Raw genomic sequence first — 20,503 nt, 5'->3', positions numbered from 1 at the left:
GGTTGGCATTATTCATCCGCCGGTAGGTACGGCTTTGTTTGTTGGCTGTGCTATTGCAAAATGCAGTCTGGAAAGTACGGTGAAGCCGATCTTGCTGTTTATTCCGGTGCTGATTGTGGTTTTGATTCTGGTGACTTATGTTCCCGCCTTTACCATGACGCTGCCTAAGATGTTTATGCCGTAATGGATAAGGAGAAAAGAACGGGAAGACTGCATGATTCCGAGGGAGGGATGCGACACAGGATTAAGGTATGGCGGAAACTTCAACACAATTAAAAATTTGGGGAGGGTTTCTTGTGAGAAGACTTAAATGGTGGTCATTGGCGATTTTGGTATTGTTTGCCGCTTCGGCGCTTCTGGCAGGGTGCGGATCGTCGACTTCCGCTCCGTCGGCTAAGAAAGAAATTATTTTAAAAGCAGCTGATGTTCAACCGGAGGATTATCCGACGACTATGGGATTGAAATATATGGCTAAATTGCTGGATGAAAGAAGCCAGGGACGAATTAAAATGCAGGTTTATGCCGGGGCCCAGCTTGGCGGTGAAAAAGAAAGCATCGAAATGACACAAATGGGAACTATTGCGATTAATCGTGTCAACAGTGCTCCTTTGGTTGGTTTTGCACCCCAAATGGGCGTATTTTCCATGCCGTTTTTGTTCCGGGATGCGGATCATCTTTGGAAAGTGCTGGACAGCCAAATCGGCAAAGATATGCTGAAAGAATTGGAAAAAAGCAATCTGGTAGGTCTGGGCTACTATGATTCCGGCGCGCGCAGCTTCTATACTAAAAGCAAGCTTTTGAACACGCCGGCAGATGGTAAAGGTCTGAAACTCAGAGTGCAGCAAAGTAAAATTTTTGTCGATATGGTAAATGCCCTGGGCGGTTCTGCCACACCAATGGGTTATGGTGAAGTGTACAGCGGCCTGCAGACTGGGATCATCGACGGCGCTGAAAACAATCCACCCAGTTTATATTCCAGTAAACATTATGAAGTGTGTAAGTACTACGCGTTAGATGAACATGCTATGGTGCCCGAGGTATTGATGATGAGCAAAAAAGTGTGGGATTCTTTGAGCCCGGAAGATCAAAAGCTAGTGGTCCAATGTGCGGCTGAGTCTGTTGCTTATCAGAAAAAATTATGGGCTGATTATACGGAAAAATCCCTGAAGGAACTGGAAGCTAAGGGAGTAACGATTTCCAAGCCCGATAAAGCGCCTTTCCAACAGGCGGTTGCGTCTATGTATGAAAAATATCCGGAGTACAAAGATGTAATCAGTCAAATCAAGGCAGTTCAATAAGCTAAAAGGGCGGGCTTAGGCCCGCCCTTTTAACAGAAGAAGGGAGGGGACGGACAATTGGCCTGGACAATTTCGGAATTTGAGACAAAACTGATAAGAGTGCGTTCTTTTATGCAGACAGAAGGAATACCGGGTATTCTCATTACTACCCAGACCAACTTTTTATGGCTGACCGGCGGCAGGCCTTATATCAATTCGGCAGTGGAAAAATCCTGCGCTGATTTACTGATAACAAACGATCAGGTGTACTTAATTGCCAACAACATTGAGGGAGAGCGGTTAATGGCCGAAGAGCTGGCGACGCTTGCTATTGAAAAAAATTTTTACAACTGGTGGGATAACGATGGCCTGTCGAAAAGTTTACAGCAGATTACGGCAGGCAGCAGAATTGCCAGTGACCGCCAGATGGGAGTGTCGTTTAACCGGCTTCGCTGGTCTTTACTGCCGGAAGAACAGCAGCGCTATGAGGATACCGGGAAAGCGGCAGCGGAAATTTTAGCGAAAGTTGCGATGACGATTCAGCCGGGCAGCAGCGAACGGGAAATCGCCCAAATGATCCGGCAGACGGCCTTAGATTACGCTGTTGAAGCTAATGTAGCTCTGGTGGCGGTGGACGAACGGACTTTCCAATACCGCCATCCGCTGCCGACGGATAAGCGGTTGAAAAAATATGCGATGCTGGTTTTGTCCGGACAAAAATACGGTTTGTACGCATCGGCTACCCGCTTGGTTCATTTCGGCAAACCGCCCCGGGATTTGCAAGAACGGTTTGAAAAAGTACTGCGGGTGGATGGGGCATATATAGGCGCCACTGTGCCGGGGACGCAGATGAAAGACATTTTTAGCAGCGGCCGGGCGGCGTATGCGGCAGCCGGGTTTCCTAACGAGTGGCAGTATCATCACCAGGGGGGAATGACCGGCTATAATTCCCGGGAATTCAGGGCAACCGGAGAGAATGAGGAAAGGGTGCAGAACGGTCAAGCTTACGCCTGGAATCCGACAATCGCCGGCGTTAAATCCGAGGATACAATACTGGTGAAAAATAATAAACCCGTGGTTGTAACGGTCGCCGGTGAGTTTCCCATGGTGAATGTAGTCTGCGGCGATTTCGTGTTACAACGCCCGGCAATCTTGGTACGTTAAACAAGGAGGTAATGAAATGAGTTATTTAGCAACGGCAAAACAACAAAAAGGTTACCAGAAAATATTTGGAATTGGCGAGAAGACGCCATTAACGGGGCTGGGTTTATTGAACCTGGCAGCGAAAGAGAAATACTCCGGTGAAACTCAGGGCGAGGAAGTGGTCGTGGTCATTTTGTCCGGTAATTGCCGGATTACAGTAGGCAATGAAGTATATGAGGATCTGGGTAAACGGAAAGATGTATTTTCCGGTCCGGCCGCAGCGGTTTATGTGCCGATTCACAGCCGGTATACCGTTACTGAGACTCAGGGCCAGGATTTGACGGCAGCGGTTGTAGCGGCAGTGGCAGACAAGCAGTTTGCTTCCTTTGCCGTGCGGCCGGACGAAGTGGTAATCAATCATCGCGGTATTCTCAACTTTAAGCGGGATGTCCATGATATTGTGGTGGATAACGCCGAAGGGAAAGTGGATAAAATTATAGTTGGCGAGACTTTTGCCTATCCGGGCCAGTGGTCCAGTTATCCATCCCACAAGCATGATACGCAAAATCCGCCGTTTGAAACAAAAATGGATGAAATTTATCATTTTAGGATTAAACCAGGTGCCGGGTTCGGCGTTCAGATCATGTACACGGATGATTTTTCCCTGCGGGAAGCTTATATGATTAAAGACGGTGATTCGGTGGCGCTGCCTCTGGGGTATCATCCTGTTGCTGCCGCTCCCGGATATCAACTGTATTATCTGTGGGTTATGGCCGGAACGGATGGCCGCGGATTGAAGCCTTGCGATGATCCTCAGCATGCCTGGATTCAAAATATTGCTCCCTTATTAAAAGATTAATGAATTTTTTGAGAGGAAACTTGCTATGACTACTTTGAAGCGAGAGTTAATAAGCAGCAAATTTCATTTTCCGCCGGAGCTGAAAGTTCAACCCATAGCGGCGACATTGCTGGAGCGGGTCATTCAATTTGGCGAAGGTAATTTTCTGCGTGCCTTTGTGGATTGGATGTTTCAGCAATTAAATGCTCAGGGTTTGTTTAACGGCCGGGTGGTAGTGGTACAGCCTATTGCTGAAGGACTGGCAGCCAGACTTAACGAGCAGGATGGTTTGTATACCCTCATCCTGCGCGGCCTGCAGGACGGGAAACCGGTAGAACAAAAAGAAATTGTCAGTTCCATAAGCCGGGGAATCAACCCCTACACCCAATGGCAGGAATATTTGCAATGCGCCGAAAATCCTTTCATTGAGTTTGCAATTTCCAATACAACAGAAGCGGGAATTGTTTACGATGAAAATGATAAGTTGAACAATGCTCCGCCGGTTTCTTTTCCCGGGAAATTAACCGCTTATCTGTATCATCGTTTCCGGTATTTTAACGGCGATCCGGCAAAAGGAATGGTGATGCTTCCCTGCGAACTGATTGACCGCAACGGAGATAACCTGAAAGCCGCTGTTTTGAAGCTGGCGGAAAAATGGGATTTGACGCAGCAGTTCCGGGAATGGATTAAACGTCATAACCAATTTTTGAATACGTTGGTGGACCGGGTCGTTACCGGTTATCCGAAAGATGAAATTACCGGGATTACCGAGCAGCTGGGGTATGAGGATGCTCTTGTGGACACAGGTGAATTATTTCATCTCTGGGTGATTGAAGGACCGCGGGAACTGTCGGAAAAGCTTCCTTTTGCTAAAGTTGGCTTGAATGTAATTTGGACGGAGGATATGACGCCTTACCGGACGCGAAAGGTTCGTATTTTAAACGGGGCTCATACTTCTTCCGTTCCGGCAGCGTTTCTCTATGGACTGGATACGGTGGGAGAGATGATGGATCATGCCGTGCTGGGCAAGTATGTCAGACAAATTATCTATGATGAAATTATTCCCTCCATTGACTTGGATAAAGCCATGCTCACCGAATTTGCCAACGCCGTGGTGGAAAGGTTTCAAAACCCCTATATCCGGCATTACCTGCTGAGTATTTTGCTGAATTCTTCTGCTAAATTTAAAGCACGGGTTTTACCCTCTATCCTGGAGTATCGGCAGCTCAATCATACGCTGCCGGAAAAGCTGACGTTCTCCTTAGCGGCCTTGATTGCTGTGTATCAACGGGGGAGCATTGACGGTTCGGTGATGAAAGCCTCCCGGGAGAAAGACGATTTCGTTATGCAGGATGACTTGCTGGTGCTGCGCTTCTTTGCCGCTGCCTGGTCGGAGTATGACGGCAGCCCTGCCGGAGCAGCTAGGCTTACCGGGCAAGTGTTGGCCAATAGGAGCATCTGGGGCCGAGATTTGAATGAGGTACCCGGTTTGCAAGAAAAAGTCGGCGGTTATTTGTATCGAATCACCAGCGAAGGCATCCAAAAGGTTATTGCTCAGTTGATCGGAGAGGAATAGTCGTGGCAGCATTGTTTAGAATTCATTTCCGGGATAATGTGGCTGTTGCGCTGCGGGATATCCGGGAAGGTGAAGCGGTTTTCTTTGAAAATGGTGTCCTAAAAGCCCGGCAAGATATTGGCAAAGGCCATAAAATAGCCATCAGAGACATTTTTTCCGGCGAAAATGTCATCAAATATGGGTTTGCTATCGGTCATGCTGCGGCCGATATTCATATCGGCGACTGGATTCATTCCCATAATCTCAAGACGAATCTTGGCGAAATTCTGGAATATCATTATCAGCCGGCAAAGATCAAGGAACAGCAGCCGGCCGGAGATCCCTTCTTTCAGGGGTATCGCCGGCCGGACGGGCGGGTTGGCACCAGAAATGAGATATGGGTAATACCGACCGTAAGCTGCGTCAATCGTAATGCCCGGCTCATTGCCGACGGTGCGGTGAAACGATTTGCCGGCTGCAGCAATATTGACGGAATTTACGAAATCACCCATCCTTACGGCTGTTCCCAGTTAGGCCGGGATCAGGCAAATACCCAGCGCATTCTCGCCGATCTGGTCAATCATCCTAATGCCGGCGGTGTCCTGGTGCTGGGGCTGGGCTGTGAAAATAACAATATCAGCGAATTTAAACAAGCCTTAGGGGAATATGATGCAAACCGGGTCAAATTTTTGAGTGCCCAGGATGTGGCGGATGAAATTGAAACGGGAATCGGGCTGGTAGGCGAAATTGCAGCTTATGTCTCCCGTTTCGTGAGAGAAGACTGTCCGGTTTCCCGGTTGGTCATTGGCTTAAAATGCGGCGGATCGGACGGCTTTTCCGGGATAACGGCCAATCCCCTGGTGGGGGCGTTATCCGACCGGTTAATTGCCGCGGGGGGCAGTTCGGTGCTGACGGAAGTTCCGGAAATGTTTGGTGCGGAAACCATTTTGATGAACCGGGCTGTGGATGAAACTGTTTTTCGCAAGACCGTCGGTCTCGTTAACGATTTTAAGCAGTATTTTAAAGACCACAATCAGCCTATCTATGAAAATCCTTCACCCGGCAATAAAAAAGGCGGCATTACGACTTTGGAGGAAAAGTCCCTGGGCTGTACCCAAAAAGGGGGCATCAGCCCGGTTGTAGATGTGCTGGCCTATGGCGATACGGTTCAAATCAATGGACTGAATTTATTAAGTGCTCCGGGAAACGATATGGTGGCGTCGACGGCTTTAGCCGCAGCCGGATGCCAAATCGTTCTGTTCACCACCGGCCGGGGGACTCCGTTAGGAACTGTCGTGCCTACGGTGAAAATTGCCACCAATGATGACATCTTTTCCCGCAAAAGCAGCTGGATGGACTTTAATGCCGGTAGTTTGCTTGCCGGGATTCCGCCGGAGCAGGCGATGGAGAAATTACTGAACCACATTGTCCGGGTTGCCTCGGGAGAACTGACAAAATCGGAGATTTTAGGATTTCGTGAAATTGCCATTTTTAAAAATGGCGTAACATTATAATATAATTTATGTTTACCTCTTGCGTTTTCTTTTATAATACCGTATAATTCATTATGTTGTTCCTTGATAGCTCAGTTGGTAGAGCAATCGGCTGTTAACCGATCGGTCGTAGGTTCGAGTCCTACTCAAGGAGCCATTTATTCGGCCCGTTGGTCAAGCGGTTAAGACACCGCCCTTTCACGGCGGTATCGCGGGTTCGATTCCCGCACGGGTCACCAATTCGGCTGTAGATTCTGCTGGAATTTTAAACAAATTTTGCCGAATCTTGGAGTCACATCCCCAAGGGCGATTAGCTCAGCTGGGAGAGCGCCTGCCTTACAAGCAGGATGTCGGCAGTTCGATCCTGTCATCGCCCACCATTTAGATTTTTCGCGGGCTTGCGGATATATCACAAGCTGGCTGATTTGTTACTTTGTCCGCAACGCTATAGATGTTGGCTTGTCCGTTAACGGCGGATGAGCTATTTTTATTTTCTGATGTAAGTTGGCGGACGTATTCTAAACTATCAAAAATGCTTTTATAAAAACTTTATTATCGGATACTGCTAACATGCCTTATAATTCGTTTCGGTATAAAGCTTTTTTATTATCTAGTGGAGGTAACAAATGATAATACAGACTGAACGTTTAGAGCTTATTCCATTAAACCCCAACCAATTAAGATTATGGATTGAAGATATTACTACTCTTGAAAAGGTATTAAATTGTTCCTATAAGGCAGAAGCAATGAAAGGCTTTTTTCTTGAAATAGTAAAGGGTCAGTATGAAAAAAACCAGAAAGACCCTAACAATTACGTATGGCATAGCTTTTTTTTCTTAGTTCGCAAGAATGATAGGGTTGTAGTGGGTTCAGCGGATTTTAAAGATGTTCCTAATGAAAACGGTGAAGTTGAGATTGGCTATGGTTTAGGTAAAGAATTTGAGCACAACGGATATATGACAGAGGCAGTAAAAGCAATGTGTGAGTGGGCATTAAAACAAAATTGTGTTACAAGTGTAATTGCAGAAACTGATTTAGAAGGTTTGGCTTCTCAAAAGATTTTAGAGCGTAGTGGCTTCAAAAAAGACAAACGCGGGGAAACTCTTTGGTGGAAATTGTAGAAAATTTAACTTAATGGCTAGAAATTATATTTTGTAGAGTTGAGGTAACGGTTTACTTCTCTATGTAATTTTAACGTGTGACTAACTTAGAAGCAAGCAGGGATGTCGTCAGTTCGATCCTGTCATCGCCCGCCGCTTCTGAATATGCGAGTGTTTGGATAATATCCGGACGCTCGTTTTTTGTATTCTGTTCCGGATCTCCCGGTAAGGCAGGAATCAGTCTGCTGTTGGCGAATTATGTCAAGGAGAAGGGGGAATGGCAGTTACATGTTATCGATTAATGTTGCAAAATGGGCTAAATGGCTGATTGTAATGGCTATTCTTTTACTTTTTTCCGGATTGATGCGTTATTATTTTACCGCCAAATATCAAGCGGTTGTTATGCAAGAACGGGACGGGGCCAACTTGGTGTCAAATCAATTGGAACTATACCTGGACAGCCGGCTGGTGGCGCTGCAGCTGATGGCAACCGATCCGGAGGTAGTTAGTCTTGACCCTGAAAATATTAATCGGGAACTGCGACGGACGGTTGATTTATTAGGCTTTTTTAATGCTGTTGTTTTTGACAGGAACGGGAATTTTATCGCTGAGGGAGCGCCGGAACATCATTTCGGTCAGGTGCGTGACGGGGAAAGCTTTGCAGCGGCGGTAGCAGGAAATCCCGTTGTTTCCAACCGCATTGTCTATGATGGAGACGGAGTTGCCGGTGCTTACGTAAGCCTGCGGGTGCCCATTCTGGATTCTCATGGTGAGACAAAAGCTGTGTTAGCTGCCGGAATGCCTATTCAGGAAATATCCCGGATGGTGGGAAGCATGCCGCTGACAGATCCGCAGTATATATTTATCTTCGATAAATATATACAAATGATTCACTCTCCCCGGAACAAGTCCGGTTCGTGGGCAAATGATAGCGTTCAACAACTGCGAATGGACTTTATGAGTCCCCAAAAGGGGGAAATTGTCAATAACCCAGTTGTTGATGATATTGAGAAAAAATACATATATACGACTGTGAACAATACGGACTGGCGGGTCGTTATGGCGGTACCAAAGTATGATTTATATACGGCCATACTGCGGGACTCGTTTACCGACATGATCATTTTTTCGCTTATCTTGCTGGTGATTTTCTTGCTGTATGGCGCTTTACGGGATGCACGATGTCATCAAGCAGAAGTGGAGAGCCTTCGCCTGGAACGGCTGACCTGCGTAAATCAGCTGGCGGCGGGAATTGCTCACGAGATTCGCAATCCGTTAACTTCAATAAAAGGGTTTCTTCAGCTCATCATGCGCAAACAGGGAGAACCGGTGAAGCAGAGTTATCTGAATGTTATGTCGGGAGAAATTGAGCGGATAGAAAAACTGATCAGCGAATTTCAGATGCTGGCCCGGCCGTCCAATCCCAGTCATATGGTAAAAATTGACCTGGCTAAAACCATCAGCGATGTGATATTGCTGATGGAAAGCCAGGCGGTAACCAGAAATGCGATATTGGATTATTATACGGAGCAGACTGCCTGGGTGAACGGCAATGAATCCCAGGTGAAACAGGTACTGATTAATCTGGTGCGCAATGCCATTGAAGCCGTGGGGGAAAAGGGAGAGATTCATGTATCGCTTTCGGTTGACTCGGACACAGCAACTGTTACGGTTCAGGATAATGGTATGGGGATTCCGAAAGAAATTTTGAATCGAGTGGGAACGCCTTTTTATACGACAAAAGAAAATGGAACAGGGCTGGGACTTTCTATTTGTTACAGCATTATTAACAGTCATGACGGCGATATTAAAATTGACAGCAATGTCGGGAAAGGAACGACCGTTTCGGTTATACTTCCCCGGATAGCTGATTTTTTACCGGCTTCATCTGCTCCGGCTTCTGGCGGTTAGAAGCCTAATTGCTCACCGACAACTACAACATGGATTTGGATGGCCATTGGGCGTTTATGCATAATGGTTGTGATGTTGCAGATCCGGCTGGGAGATTGACAGTTCATGCATTCGCCGGTTTTTACACAGGGATTTGGCAAGTTGAGGCGCTTATTGTTAATCGGTGCGGCGTACAGTTTGATATGCTGCTGAGCCTCATTCAGGTCTTTGACGATTTTATTAGTACCGACAATGACATATACTTGTTTGGGACCGAAAGTCATGGCAGCTACCCGGTTGCCGGCTCCGTCCACGTTGACCAGCTGTCCGTCCAGAGTGACGGCGTTGGTTCCGGTTAGAAATACATCACTGAGAAGTTCTTTGCGGCGTACCTCCAGGGATTCTTCCTTGGTCAAGCCGGGCTTATTGTGATTATATACAGTATTTCCCCGCTTTTCCAGGGCGGTATCCAGTCCGATTTCTTTGATTGTCCAGGAACCGGCAATACCAATTGTGGCAGCCTGAGGGATTAGTGCAAGCAGCTTTTCCAGTGCTTCTTTACGGGTTTTCACATACGAGGCGGTAAAATTATTTTTTTTCAAAGCCTCTACTACCTTGGCACCTAAGAGATCGTTGTGCCAATCTGTGAATTCACTCATTACAAAAGCCTCCTTAGCGAATAATATGGAATATAGTAAATATTTCAACATTAGAGAAGGATTTTCCTGCTCGAAAAGGAGTAGGGAAATCCTTGACAGATCGGCCACCCCCAAGGATTAGCAAGGGAAAATATAGGATGCTGGTTTTGAGGTGAGAGAATGCTGCTAACCCGGCTCAAAATATCCACGGCTTTGCTGTTGGTCATTTTAATCGCCGGTATTACCGGTTTTATGATTTTGGAAAATTTGCCTTTTTTTGATGCATTGTATTTAACCATTGTAACCATATCTACTGTCGGTTACGGTGATATTATTCCCCATACTCAGGCCGGCCGGATATTCACTATTTGCTTGATTGTACTCGGCTTTGGGATGGCGTATTATACTTTGACGCTGATTGTCAGCATGACGGTTGAAGGACAACTCAAAGATATTTTAGGGAGGCACGATATGCTTCGACATATTGCCAGTATGGAAAAACACATTATCGTTTGCGGGGCCGGCAAGGTTGGTTCCAATGTTGTTGAACGGCTGCAGCACGAACAAGAAAAGTTTGTCGTTGTTGAGAAGGATCCGGCCATCTTCGCTCAATTAGTGGAACAAAAAGTGCTGGCAGTGAACGGCGATGCTACCTTGGATGAAGTGCTGCAGTCAGTAGGAGTCGCGCGGGCCAGAGGAATTATCACGGCTTTGTCTCATGACGCCGATAATGTTTATGTGGCGTTGACCGCGAAAAGTTTTAATCCGGATATTCATATTGTGGCCCGGGCTGATCGACCGGAAGCGGAAGAAAAGCTTCATCGGGCCGGAGCCGATGTTGTGGTTTTTCCTTCGGTCATGGGCGGCAGAAGGATGGTATCGGCAATGACCAGACCGGTGATTATGGATTTTGTGGAAAATGTATTTTATAATCAGGAATTGCATATGGATATTGCAGAAATGCAGATTGGGGACAATTCACCGCTCGTTGGCAAAAGCTTCGCCAACAGTGGAATCAAGCGGCAGTTTGATTCTATCGTAGTGGCGGTAAAACGGGGGGAACGATTGATAACCAACCCCCAGGCCGATGAAATTATCATGGCCGGCGATATCATGGTTGTATTGGGGCAGCGTAGCGAGTTAAGCAAGCTTAGCGATTTGGCGGGCGGCAAGTGATTGAAATGGGAGCGGACTGGAGAGGATCATATGGATACGAAAGAGCGCCGCAGGGCGTTGCTGCAAAAATTGAAAATAGCGGACAAACCGGTGACCGGTACGGAACTGGCCCGGGAATTAAGAGTAAGCCGTCAGATTATCGTTGGGGATATTGCAATTCTTCGGGCCGCCGGAGAAGCAGTGTATGCAACCCCTCAGGGATATATTCTGCCGGCTGCGGAAAAGACCGGAGCGCTTACCGCTACTTTGGCCTGCCGGCATGGACGGGATGCTTTAGCCAAAGAGCTTACCATCATGATTGATAACGGGGGCAAGGTGCTGGATGTAGTTGTGGAACATCCGGTATATGGTGAGATCCGGGCGAATTTGATGCTGTCATCCCGGCGGGATATTGCGGATTTTCTGCATAATTTGTCAGGCAGCGGCGCCGAACCCCTTTCCATCGTTACCGGCGGCGTACACTTGCACACGCTGGAGCTGCCTGATCGTAAGGCTTTGCGGCAAATTGAGCAAGAATTGCGGCAGGAGGGAATATTAGTCAATTAGCAGGAAGTCTCTCAAAGGGGCTTGCCATTTTTAGGCTGATGATTTATAATAATCGCATGTGACAAGACAGATGTAAATACATCAAGGAGGCCATTATGGATATCATTAGTCGCTTGGAACGTATCCCGGTGGGAAGTTTTCATTACAAACTATTATGTATTACCGGGCTGGGCTGGATGTTCGATGCTATGGATACCGGAATTATTGCTTTTGTATTACCCGCGTTGGCCAAAGATTGGGGCCTTGGCAGCACTCAGATGGGTTACATTGGCAGTATCGGACTGGTAGGAATGGCGCTTGGTGCCGTACTGGCCGGTTCGGCCGCCGATCATTTCGGCCGCAAAAAAATATTTGCCGCTACTTTGTTAATCTACAGCGTGGCGACAGGGCTGTGCAGTCTGGCCTGGAGTTATGAATCTCTGCTTACTTTTCGTTTTTTGGTGGGGTTTGGCCTTGGTGGGCAATTACCGGTGGCGGTTACTTTGGTGACTGAGTATTCACCGCCGGCTGCCCGGGGGAAATTTATTGTTTTGCTGGAAAGTTTTTGGGGAGTTGGCTGGCTGGCGGCGGCTCTCATATCGTATTTGATTATTCCCCGCTACGGCTGGCATATGGCCTTCTTTATCGGTGCGCTGCCGGCGTTGTATATTTTTCAGGTGTGGCGGGCTGTACCTGAATCGGTGCGTTATTTGCTGAACAAGGGGCGCTTGCAGGAAGCCCATCACATCGTCAGCAAAATAGAGCGGTCGACAGTCGGGATGACGGTGACGGCGGAAGCAGTAGCACCTCCGGCGAAGAAAAGCAGCCGGGTGGCTTTTGCTGATCTTTGGGCTCGCGGCTTTGTCAAGCGTACCGCAATGCTGTGGGTGTTGTGGTTTGGCATTGTTTATTCCTATTATGGCATTTTTACCTGGCTGCCGTCATTAATGGTTGGGCAGGGATATACAGTGCTAAAAACTTTTGAGTTCGTTTTGTTAATGGCGGTTGCCCAATTGCCTGGTTACTTTACTGCGGCTTATTTGGTGGACCGGATTGGCCGGCGGGGAACGATGGCAGGCTTTCTCGCTTTGAGTGCGGTATGCGCCTACTTTTTCGGTCAGGGCGGCTCACCGGCGGCAGTGCTGATTTGGGGAAGCCTAATGTCCTTTTTTAATTTGGGAGCCTGGGGTGTTGTGTATACTTATACACCGGAATTATATCCTACCCGGGTGCGGGCTTTCGGTTCAGGCTGGGCGGCTGCGGTAGGCCGAATCGGCGGTATATTGGCGCCTACGGTAGTGGGCTATATGATTACCGACAACGGTGGCTTTGCGAGAGTATTCTTTATGTTTACGATAGTTATGCTGCTGATTGCCGCAGTGGTTTGGTTTTTTGGCGAAGAAACAAAAGGCAGGACGTTGGATGAAATTAGCGGCTGACTACAGAACCATGCATGTATCAGGTTACACTGGGGCGAGAGCCTTTGATATTGCTTAACTGACTTTTGACGTGCTATAATCAAATAGGACTGAATTCAGTCGGATAAGTCATGGAATTTATAGGGGGAACCGGTATGGCCGCCATCAGTTTTTTAATTGCATTTGTCGCAGCGTATTGGGTGTATAGTGATGCCAGAGGCCGTGGCCATGACCTTGGCTCTGCCTTATTGTGGTCCCTTGGAACCCTGGCTATGCTGATTATTGTTTTTCCCCTGTATTTACTGCTGGGGCGCAAGCCGCGGATGAAATCATCAAAAACCAAGCCGGATATTATTGACGTGGAAGCCACGGTGGTAGACGAAACGACTTGCTGTACCATGTGCGGCGGTAAAGTAAAAGAAGAGTTTAAGATATGCCCTTATTGCGGCTATACCCTGAAGCCAAAATGCCGTTCCTGCGGCAGGGAATTGGAACGGGGCTGGAAGAAATGCCCCTATTGTCAGGCAGCGATAGAAGAAAAATAGCGGTTAGCTTGGTCCGCTCTTTCGTAAGGTATATTTTGCTGTAAAAAGTTCTTTAAAATAATTAGACATGCTGCATGCATTATGTTATAATGCTATTTGTGGTTAAAACAATATGCGCCCGTAGCTCAGGGGATAGAGCACCGGTCTCCGGAACCGGTGGCGTAGGTTCGATTCCTACCGGGCGCACCATTTAAAATGTAATGAAATCAGGTCTTCCAGGACTTTAGCCTTGGAAGACTTTTTTACATTATATGGATGAGAAGGCAATTAGGCAGGCAATACTGTGTTTTATTGGGTAAAAATGAGTAAAAAGCGATTGACATTATAACCTATATCTTGGGACTTCAGGCAAAAAAAACCGGCACGGTGGCCGGAAGCATTATTTTGCTATTTTTAATTTGTCGACTTCGACTTCTTGCCTAAAGAGACGGTCGTTCAATACCCTGAACTCAATAGGTGACGTCATTCCAAGTTTATCACTTCAGCGAAATCATGGCCTCAACCTTACCGGCAGCCTGTTCATATCCATCCGCTTCAATGATTGAACCAATTTTTTCAAAAGTAAATCTCGACCCTAAATAAAGAGCCAGATATTTAGGGTCCGCCTGAAGCTTTTTCGCCATTATTTTTGCAAGAAAATGACTTTTTCTCTGTGCCTGGCCGCTCCAGTGCCAGTCGGAATCAGCAAGAAAGCCGATGACGTGTTCCGGCCTAATGTCATCCTCTGTATAGTTGAGATGCGAATCACCGATGTGAAGATAATGGCTAACAACCGCAGTCCCTGTAACTCCGCTATCGAGGGAAACATCATCAATACCATGCATAGCTGCAACGCCCTTAATCAGTTCAACATCAAAGCCTCTAGCCGCCATTTCCCTGATTACCCACGAATGATGATCCTCACTTTTCGCTATAAAAGGATCTTCCGCCTTAACCAGGTTAAATTGATCATCAAATTGATAAATAAACCGTTTCATGCAATCGTGAAGAATAATCATAGCAAACAACAAATCCCTGCTGACCGGAATACTTCTTGACTGATAAACGGTAGCCCAGCTTTCGGCATACTCCAGGTTTTGCAAAGTGTGCAGCGCTAAGCCGCCAAAATGAGTGTGGTGTGCACCCGATCCCGGAGAAACCTGGAATTCCCAATTTGACAACGCCGGATATTGATAGGAACTAAGGGGGCTGCCCATAGACAATAATTCCTGTACCTGCTGCTGCCAGTCTTTATTTCCTATTGCTGCCAAATATTTTTCAACAATTAACTGATAACAGCGGCTGCCCTGAAACCGTGCCAGTTCATCATTTGGTAGCGTTAACCACGATCCCATGCTCATCCCCCTTAAAGTTAATTGATATTGATAGTTTGGGCTTTTCCTGTTTGAATTGTACCGCCAATCATTTCTTTTCCGCCCCATACGACAACTGCGCCAACAATATAGGAAGCAATATAGATATTCATGGCCACGTCCAGTCCCATTGCATTGGCGATTATTCCGGATACCATGGGAGTTGTGAATGCGCCAACTTCTGCTCCCATAATACCAAATCCGCTGGCAGCCGCTGTTAAGTTGGGAGACACACAGTCTGTCATCCAAGCTAAAATCGTAGGATATAACCCGGTAATAAAGAAACCGGAGATTGCTGCCCAGACTAACGTTTCGCTAACAGTTGTGGAGTTTAACACTCCGAACCAAGTTAATCCTGCTGTAGCGAAAAACAGGGAGATACCAGTTCTTCTACCCAGCCGGTCTGATACTATACCTGATGCAATAGAACCAAATGTTCCCGCAATTAGCATAACAGCTAATAACGATCCGGATGCAACAAAGGAAAAACCTTTTACCTCGGCAAAGTATAATGGGGTAAACGTGTTAATAGACCAGTAACCAAAATTTGCAATAAATTGCAAGGCAAAGATAATCCAAGCATTACGGACTTTAAGCACATCTCTTAAAACTCCTTTTTGCTTACCGCCTGCCATAGCTGCTTCCAGAAAGGCCGGCGTTTCTTCCCGCTTCATCTGTGGGACATACTTCCAAAACAACCAAGCTGCTAATAATGTGGGAATAAGCATAAACATCCAAGGAGAACGCCAGCCGTAATTAACGCCCATAAAAGTTGCAAAAAATATTCCGGCCATACTTCCCAACGTCCAGCCGGTAGAATAGAGTGCCATCGCCTTGCCGCGGTTAGCCTTTGAAAAAACCGAGGATACATAACCAACAGCAGTTGCATAAAACGAACCTTCAAATAATCCGGTTATCCCCCGTGCTAAAGATAACATCGGAGCGGAATTCACAAATCCAGTAAATAATGTGGTAAAACCAAAACCAACCATGCTGGGAACAATCACTTTCTTGGCACCAAATTTATCAGCTAAATAACCGCCTGGAACAGGCGTTATTGTGTAGCCGATAAAAAAAGCAGTTGTTAAAAACCCTACACCTAAATAGCCAAGATTCATCTCTTGCTTAATGAGTGGAATTAACGGAGCTAATAGGGATCTGTCGGCAAAATTCAAAAACCATCCTAACCAACAACCAAATAAAACCATTTTGCTGTACCGAGCATTAGGTCCGGTTTCGTTAATTAACATCTCTGTCCCTCCTTCATATTGGCCCATATCCATTATTAAATAGAACCAACCTTCATTTCACCTCCTAATAAACAATGAAAGTCCAATTACGCTAGTGTATAATTCTAGTGTAATTGGACTTTTCTTTTCTCTGGTCCAACGGCAATTATTGTTTATATATGGTATTTATACTAAATTTTGAATATTCCTTCTTGCCGAGAAAACTTTTTCATTCCTTAAAAATAAGCGTCAAAGTGTGTCCTGAAGTGCCATTAACGGCGTGCTTTAAAAGAGATGAGAGAAGCCTTCTCGAAACCGATATTCAGGTGTAAGTTTCAAACCATCCTTGGGAGCTATATCCTAAAGATATGGTACTGAGCGCAAGGGAAAAGGCTGTTGAGAGCAGTCAGGTATGTGTTGTGGAGCTAAACGAAAGTGAAGAGATCGACGAAGCATCGTTAATACGAAAATACAGTCAAAACCAACTGTTTTTTGACGCAGGTGGGAGGAGTTCAGAAGAAACCTGATTACTGACTGAACGGCTGTCGGTGTAAAGATCCTAGGAACATGACATAGGCTCTTTTTAGGAACAGGAGAATCCTGTGCAGTAATGTTAAGTGAAAATCCAAGCAGAGAACGACGAGGGTGAATAGTGATGAACTGTACAGGTGCGGAAGAATCCGTAGTAGTGAGGAAACCTTTGTAATGAGGGTGGAGCGAAGGGATTCTATCATTCATAACTCGCAAATAAAACAACCAGAAATGAGAGGATTTTATGAACGGGGAAAAATCGTTTCAAATTTCCAAAAATGTGGTTTTAACCGCGTACAAGCTGGTAAAAGCAAATAAAGGTGCTGGTGGCGTAGATGGCATTACTTTTGAGGCATACGAAGAAAATCTAAAAGACAATCTCTACAAACTGTGGAACCATATGTCATCGGGAAGCTATTTCTCGAAAGCCGTAAGGGGGTGTGGAAATCCCTAAGAAGAATGGTAAGAAAAGATTATTGGGGATACCAACAATCGAAGACCGAATTGCCCAAATGGTGACACGCATGGCATTTGAGCCAAAAGTAGAGCCCGTCTTTCTTGAAGATTATTATGGGTATCGACCAAATCGGTCAGCAATTGATGCAATACGAGTAACCAGAGAAAGGTGCTGGGAATATGGATGGGTGCTGGAATATAACATCGTCGGGCTATTCGGCAATATAAGCCTTGGGTGATGAAGCTATCTGATGTTGACCTCTACCAAGATTTTTGGTAGAGGGTTTGCTTTTATGGTGGATAAGAAAGGGGATAAAGAGTATGGATCAAAAAAATGAACAGGCATTAGATGATGGGAAAATACTCTGTTCAGCAAGCAATGGCAGAATTGCCATCAAGCAGGAAAATCACCGTCGAATGGAGAAGAGCAGTTCATTATCCGAAGGAAACGGAGCAGGATTTGATGTTATTGCGAAGAGAAAATGAGAACCTTAATTGGAATATAGTGTCCGATTACAAGCCGTCCAGCGTACCCTCTAAGATGCTGCGAATCATATTGCTCCTGGGAGATGGCTTACAATGTTAGCACATAATACTGCGGTTTTATACAGGCGTAAGTCGATGAATAAAATCATGAATAATATTTGGCAATATCCTTTAACAGTCGTGGTGGCACCCATGGGATATGGCAAAACTACCGCTGTGAAGGAATATTTGAAAAAATGCAAGGCGAAGGTGGTATGGCAAACACTGGCCGATGATTCGGTGAGCGTTTTTTGGCATGGGTTCAGCCGTTTGTTTCAAAAGCTGGATACTGGCTGTGCAAATAGCCTGGCCGCTTTGGGAGCACCGATAAGCAGTATCTTTATCGAAGAGGCTATCGAGATGATAGAAAGTGTGAAATTTACCAATAAAACCGTCATTGTAATTGATGATTATCATTTACTGTTATCCGAAGATATGGATAAATTTCTGGAACGATTGATCAAGACGGTTCAGCCAAATTTGCATATTGTAATCATATCCCGGGTGATGTTTGGCGAAAATACGACAGAACTGGCTCTGAAAGGCTATTGTTATGTGATTGATAAAAAAGTTTTTGAGTTTACAAAGAACGAAATCATTGAGTATTATAAGCTATGTGGAATCCGTCTTAAACCCGGGGAAGCAGCGGCACTTTATGATTATACCGAAGGCTGGATCAGCGCCGTATATCTTTGCATGTTAAGTTTTTTGCAGGAGGGAAAGGTTGATTGGAAGACCGGCTTGCATGATCTCATCGACAAGGTTATCTACAGACATTGCTCGGCAGAAGTCAGGGAATTTTTGCTAAGTATTTGTATTTTTGACAGCTTTACCTTGCCCCAGGCCCAAGCGATGGTTCAAAAAAAGAATGTGGGAAAAATACTCAACTGGCTTATAGCGAAGAATGCTTTTGTTACATACGATCCGGTGAATAGAACCTATCGCATGCATAATGTTCTTACCGGTTATCTGAGAAAAATACTGGATCGGCAGAAAGGTGAAACCCGGCAGGCGATTTTTCGGCTGGCTGGGATGTGGTATGTAAGTGTCAAAGATTATATTCATGCGATGGATTGTTTTTATAAAGCCGCTGATTTTGACAAACTGTTAACTGTCATCGAACTGGATAAAGGCAACAGTATTAATAATGAACGGGGAAAAAGGGTCAGTCGGATTTTTGCTGAATGCCCGAAGAAAGTGAAGCGACAACATCCAATAGCCTGTTTACTTCATCTTAGAACGCTATTTTTATTTAATGAAAAAGAGTTATTTGCCACTCAGACTGCGGAGATCATCCGGTATATTGACGAGATTCAGGATGAGCAAAGGCAAAGATACTTGAGGGGAGAGCTTGAACTGCTATATAGTTTTACTAAATATAACAGCATTACCGGAATGTCTGAACATCATCGAGAAGCCTGTCGGTTAATGCGGGGGACGTCCCGGTTGTTTGACAATAAATCTTCATGGACAGGCTCACCTTCTGTCCTTTATTTGTTTTATCGGGACAGCGGGCAGCTTGAGCAGGAAGTCAGTGAAATAATGGAGTGCGCGCCCTATTATTACCGGCTGACCGACGGACATGGTTCCGGTACGGAGTATCTCATGGAGGCAGAGCGTTATTATTATATCGGCGATTTTGAAAATGCTGAAATCATTATGTATAAAGCAATGGATACGGCGCAGCCCCGTCGGCAGCTGACGGTTATCATATGTGCCTTATTTTTGCAAATCCGTCTGGCTTTTGTTAAGGGAAATTTATTTTCCATACAAAATCTTTTGCAGGAAATCCGTCGGGAAATTAAACAATATGGGCAGTATTTATGTGTTCATACGGCAGATCTGTGTGAGGGGTTTATTTATTCTTGTTTAAATCAGGTAAAGAAGATCCCTTCATGGATTGCAACCGGTCAACTTCAGGAAAGCCGTTTGTTTTTTCCCAGTCATGGATTTTTTAACATTGTATACGGCAAATCATTGCTGCTGAAGGGTGAATATTTGAAGCTTCTCGGTCTCGCCAGGTCGTTTATTAATACGGCGAATGTTTTTCCCAATCTGTTGGGACAGGTATATACTCATATTTATGTAGCTGCCGCTCAGTATCAACGGAAACATGACCGGGAAGCCCGGGCCGCTCTTAAACAGGCGCTTGATATCGCTGCTCCGGATCAATTGATCATACCCTTTGTGGAAAATGGGGAATATATTCTTCCGATTCTTGCTGAATTGGAAAAGAATGAGCAATACGCCGGGTTTGTTGACAAAGTTCGAGCACAGTACGCAGCCATTGCTAAAAAAATTGAAGCTATGCAGGATGAACTGGAAAACGGTGATAAACTGTTAAATCTTACAAGAAGAGAATTGGAAATTGCCGAACTTGTCGCAGATGGATTGCCGAATCGCAAAATAGCGGACAGTCTGATGATTGCTGAAATTACTGTAAAAAAAGCGTTGCAAACTATCTATGCTAAATTAAGTATCAGCAGCCGAAATGAGCTTACGAAAAAAATAATCGAAGAACGATAGAATAAAATGGGAAAGAATATACTTTCGTATAGTATATAAAAAGACCGAATTACTTTATAATTAAGGTAATTCGGTCTTTTTATAGCTATTTTTAGAGGTTAGCCCCCATATAAAACGTCGGACACATCTTTTTCCGGCGTTACCCTTTTAGATAACAAAGTGCAAACCGGCGTTTTTGGTTTTGCTGTTCAGTCCATCGGTGCTAATCGTTTTTGGTATATGCGGCATGATTTTACCAGTGGATAGAGTGAAGCACACTCTTTTACGATAGTTGGCAGGGAAAGTT

At 45.6% G+C, this 20,503-nt stretch carries 19 protein-coding genes and 4 tRNA genes; 20 read left to right on the top strand and 3 right to left on the bottom strand.

Features of this window, described 5'->3' with window-relative positions:
• The 12 genes from ABFC84_06980 to ABFC84_06925 form a co-directional block, all read left to right on the top strand.
• Nucleotides 1–184, top strand: a 184-nt coding sequence (locus ABFC84_06980; GenBank protein MEN6412491.1) for a TRAP transporter large permease subunit, incomplete at its 5' end; no start/stop codon positions are given.
• A gap of 112 nt (nt 185–296) precedes the next feature.
• Nucleotides 297–1,298: a TRAP transporter substrate-binding protein gene (locus ABFC84_06975; GenBank protein MEN6412490.1), complete on the top strand. Its 1,002-nt coding sequence runs from the start codon at nt 297–299 to the stop codon at nt 1,296–1,298.
• A 57-nt stretch (nt 1,299–1,355) separates the two neighbouring features.
• Complete coding sequence (locus tag ABFC84_06970; protein ID MEN6412489.1) at nt 1,356–2,441, top strand: M24 family metallopeptidase; 1,086 nt, start codon at nt 1,356–1,358, stop codon at nt 2,439–2,441.
• Between the two features lie 16 nt (nt 2,442–2,457).
• Entirely contained in the window at nt 2,458–3,279 is an 822-nt protein-coding gene (gene iolB, locus ABFC84_06965; GenBank protein MEN6412488.1) for a 5-deoxy-glucuronate isomerase, read from the top strand.
• 25 nt (nt 3,280–3,304) lie between these two features.
• Entirely contained in the window at nt 3,305–4,834 is a 1,530-nt protein-coding gene (locus ABFC84_06960; protein MEN6412487.1) for a tagaturonate reductase, read from the top strand.
• Between the two features lie 2 nt (nt 4,835–4,836).
• Entirely contained in the window at nt 4,837–6,327 is a 1,491-nt protein-coding gene (locus ABFC84_06955) for an altronate dehydratase family protein (GenBank protein ID MEN6412486.1), read from the top strand.
• Nucleotides 6,328–6,387: 60 nt separating this feature from the next.
• A tRNA-Asn gene (locus tag ABFC84_06950) sits at nt 6,388–6,463 on the top strand.
• A 7-nt stretch (nt 6,464–6,470) separates the two neighbouring features.
• Nucleotides 6,471–6,545 (top strand) — tRNA-Glu (locus ABFC84_06945).
• Between the two features lie 65 nt (nt 6,546–6,610).
• Nucleotides 6,611–6,686, top strand: a tRNA-Val gene (locus tag ABFC84_06940).
• 246 nt (nt 6,687–6,932) lie between these two features.
• Nucleotides 6,933–7,427: a GNAT family N-acetyltransferase gene (locus ABFC84_06935; protein MEN6412485.1), complete on the top strand. Its 495-nt coding sequence runs from the start codon at nt 6,933–6,935 to the stop codon at nt 7,425–7,427.
• 77 nt (nt 7,428–7,504) lie between these two features.
• The gene (locus ABFC84_06930; protein ID MEN6412484.1) at nt 7,505–7,708 is read left to right on the top strand and encodes a hypothetical protein; all 204 of its coding nucleotides are present in this window, start codon (nt 7,505–7,507) and stop codon (nt 7,706–7,708) included.
• Nucleotides 7,695–9,317 carry a sensor histidine kinase gene (locus ABFC84_06925; protein MEN6412483.1) on the top strand — a complete coding sequence of 541 codons (1,623 nt, stop codon included), beginning with the start codon at nt 7,695–7,697 and terminating at the stop codon, nt 9,315–9,317. The genes ABFC84_06930 and ABFC84_06925 overlap by 14 nt, the downstream gene beginning before the upstream one ends.
• Here ABFC84_06925 and ABFC84_06920 read toward each other — a convergent pair.
• A complete protein-coding gene (locus ABFC84_06920) occupies nt 9,314–9,955 on the bottom strand; it encodes a lactate utilization protein (GenBank protein ID MEN6412482.1) in 642 nt (213 codons plus the stop codon). The two genes, ABFC84_06925 and ABFC84_06920, sit on opposite strands and share 4 nt — an antisense overlap.
• 159 nt (nt 9,956–10,114) lie before the next feature.
• Between ABFC84_06920 and ABFC84_06915 the strand changes: the two genes are divergently transcribed.
• The 5 genes from ABFC84_06915 (at nt 10,115) to ABFC84_06895 (ending at nt 13,787) form a co-directional block, all read left to right on the top strand.
• Nucleotides 10,115–11,110, top strand: coding sequence for a potassium channel protein (locus ABFC84_06915; GenBank protein ID MEN6412481.1), 996 nt, complete (start codon nt 10,115–10,117; stop codon nt 11,108–11,110).
• A gap of 30 nt (nt 11,111–11,140) precedes the next feature.
• Nucleotides 11,141–11,656 (top strand): transcription repressor NadR, encoded by a 516-nt coding sequence (locus tag ABFC84_06910; GenBank protein ID MEN6412480.1) that lies wholly within the window; start codon nt 11,141–11,143, stop codon nt 11,654–11,656.
• 95 nt (nt 11,657–11,751) lie between these two features.
• Nucleotides 11,752–13,074, top strand: coding sequence for an MFS transporter (locus tag ABFC84_06905; GenBank protein ID MEN6412479.1), 1,323 nt, complete (start codon nt 11,752–11,754; stop codon nt 13,072–13,074).
• Nucleotides 13,075–13,208: 134 nt separating this feature from the next.
• Complete coding sequence (locus ABFC84_06900; GenBank protein ID MEN6412478.1) at nt 13,209–13,598, top strand: zinc ribbon domain-containing protein; 390 nt, start codon at nt 13,209–13,211, stop codon at nt 13,596–13,598.
• Between the two features lie 114 nt (nt 13,599–13,712).
• A tRNA-Arg gene (locus ABFC84_06895) sits at nt 13,713–13,787 on the top strand.
• A gap of 287 nt (nt 13,788–14,074) precedes the next feature.
• On the opposite strand, the gene ABFC84_06890 is transcribed toward ABFC84_06895, so the two are convergent.
• Nucleotides 14,075–14,932: a hypothetical protein gene (locus ABFC84_06890; GenBank protein ID MEN6412477.1), complete on the bottom strand. Its 858-nt coding sequence runs from the start codon at nt 14,930–14,932 to the stop codon at nt 14,075–14,077.
• A gap of 17 nt (nt 14,933–14,949) precedes the next feature.
• Nucleotides 14,950–16,200 (bottom strand): MFS transporter, encoded by a 1,251-nt coding sequence (locus ABFC84_06885; protein MEN6412476.1) that lies wholly within the window; start codon nt 16,198–16,200, stop codon nt 14,950–14,952.
• A gap of 754 nt (nt 16,201–16,954) precedes the next feature.
• On the opposite strand from ABFC84_06885, the gene ABFC84_06880 reads away from it, so the two are divergent.
• The 3 genes from ABFC84_06880 to ABFC84_06870 all read left to right on the top strand — a co-directional run bounded on the left by ABFC84_06880 (nt 16,955) and on the right by ABFC84_06870 (nt 20,217).
• On the top strand, nt 16,955–17,164 hold the full coding sequence (locus ABFC84_06880) for a hypothetical protein (GenBank protein ID MEN6412475.1): 210 nt from the start codon (nt 16,955–16,957) through the stop codon (nt 17,162–17,164).
• Nucleotides 17,165–17,487: 323 nt separating this feature from the next.
• Nucleotides 17,488–17,652, top strand: coding sequence for a hypothetical protein (locus ABFC84_06875; protein ID MEN6412474.1), 165 nt, complete (start codon nt 17,488–17,490; stop codon nt 17,650–17,652).
• A 93-nt stretch (nt 17,653–17,745) separates the two neighbouring features.
• On the top strand, nt 17,746–20,217 hold the full coding sequence (locus ABFC84_06870; protein ID MEN6412473.1) for a LuxR C-terminal-related transcriptional regulator: 2,472 nt from the start codon (nt 17,746–17,748) through the stop codon (nt 20,215–20,217).
• Nucleotides 20,218–20,503 lie beyond the last annotated feature (286 nt).

Source organism: Veillonellales bacterium (assembly GCA_039680175.1).
Classification (GTDB): domain Bacteria; phylum Bacillota; class Negativicutes; order JAAYSF01; family JAAYSF01; genus JBDKTO01.
The sequence above is the reverse complement of the archived record's forward strand: the minus strand, read 5'-3'. Positions and strand labels throughout refer to the sequence as shown.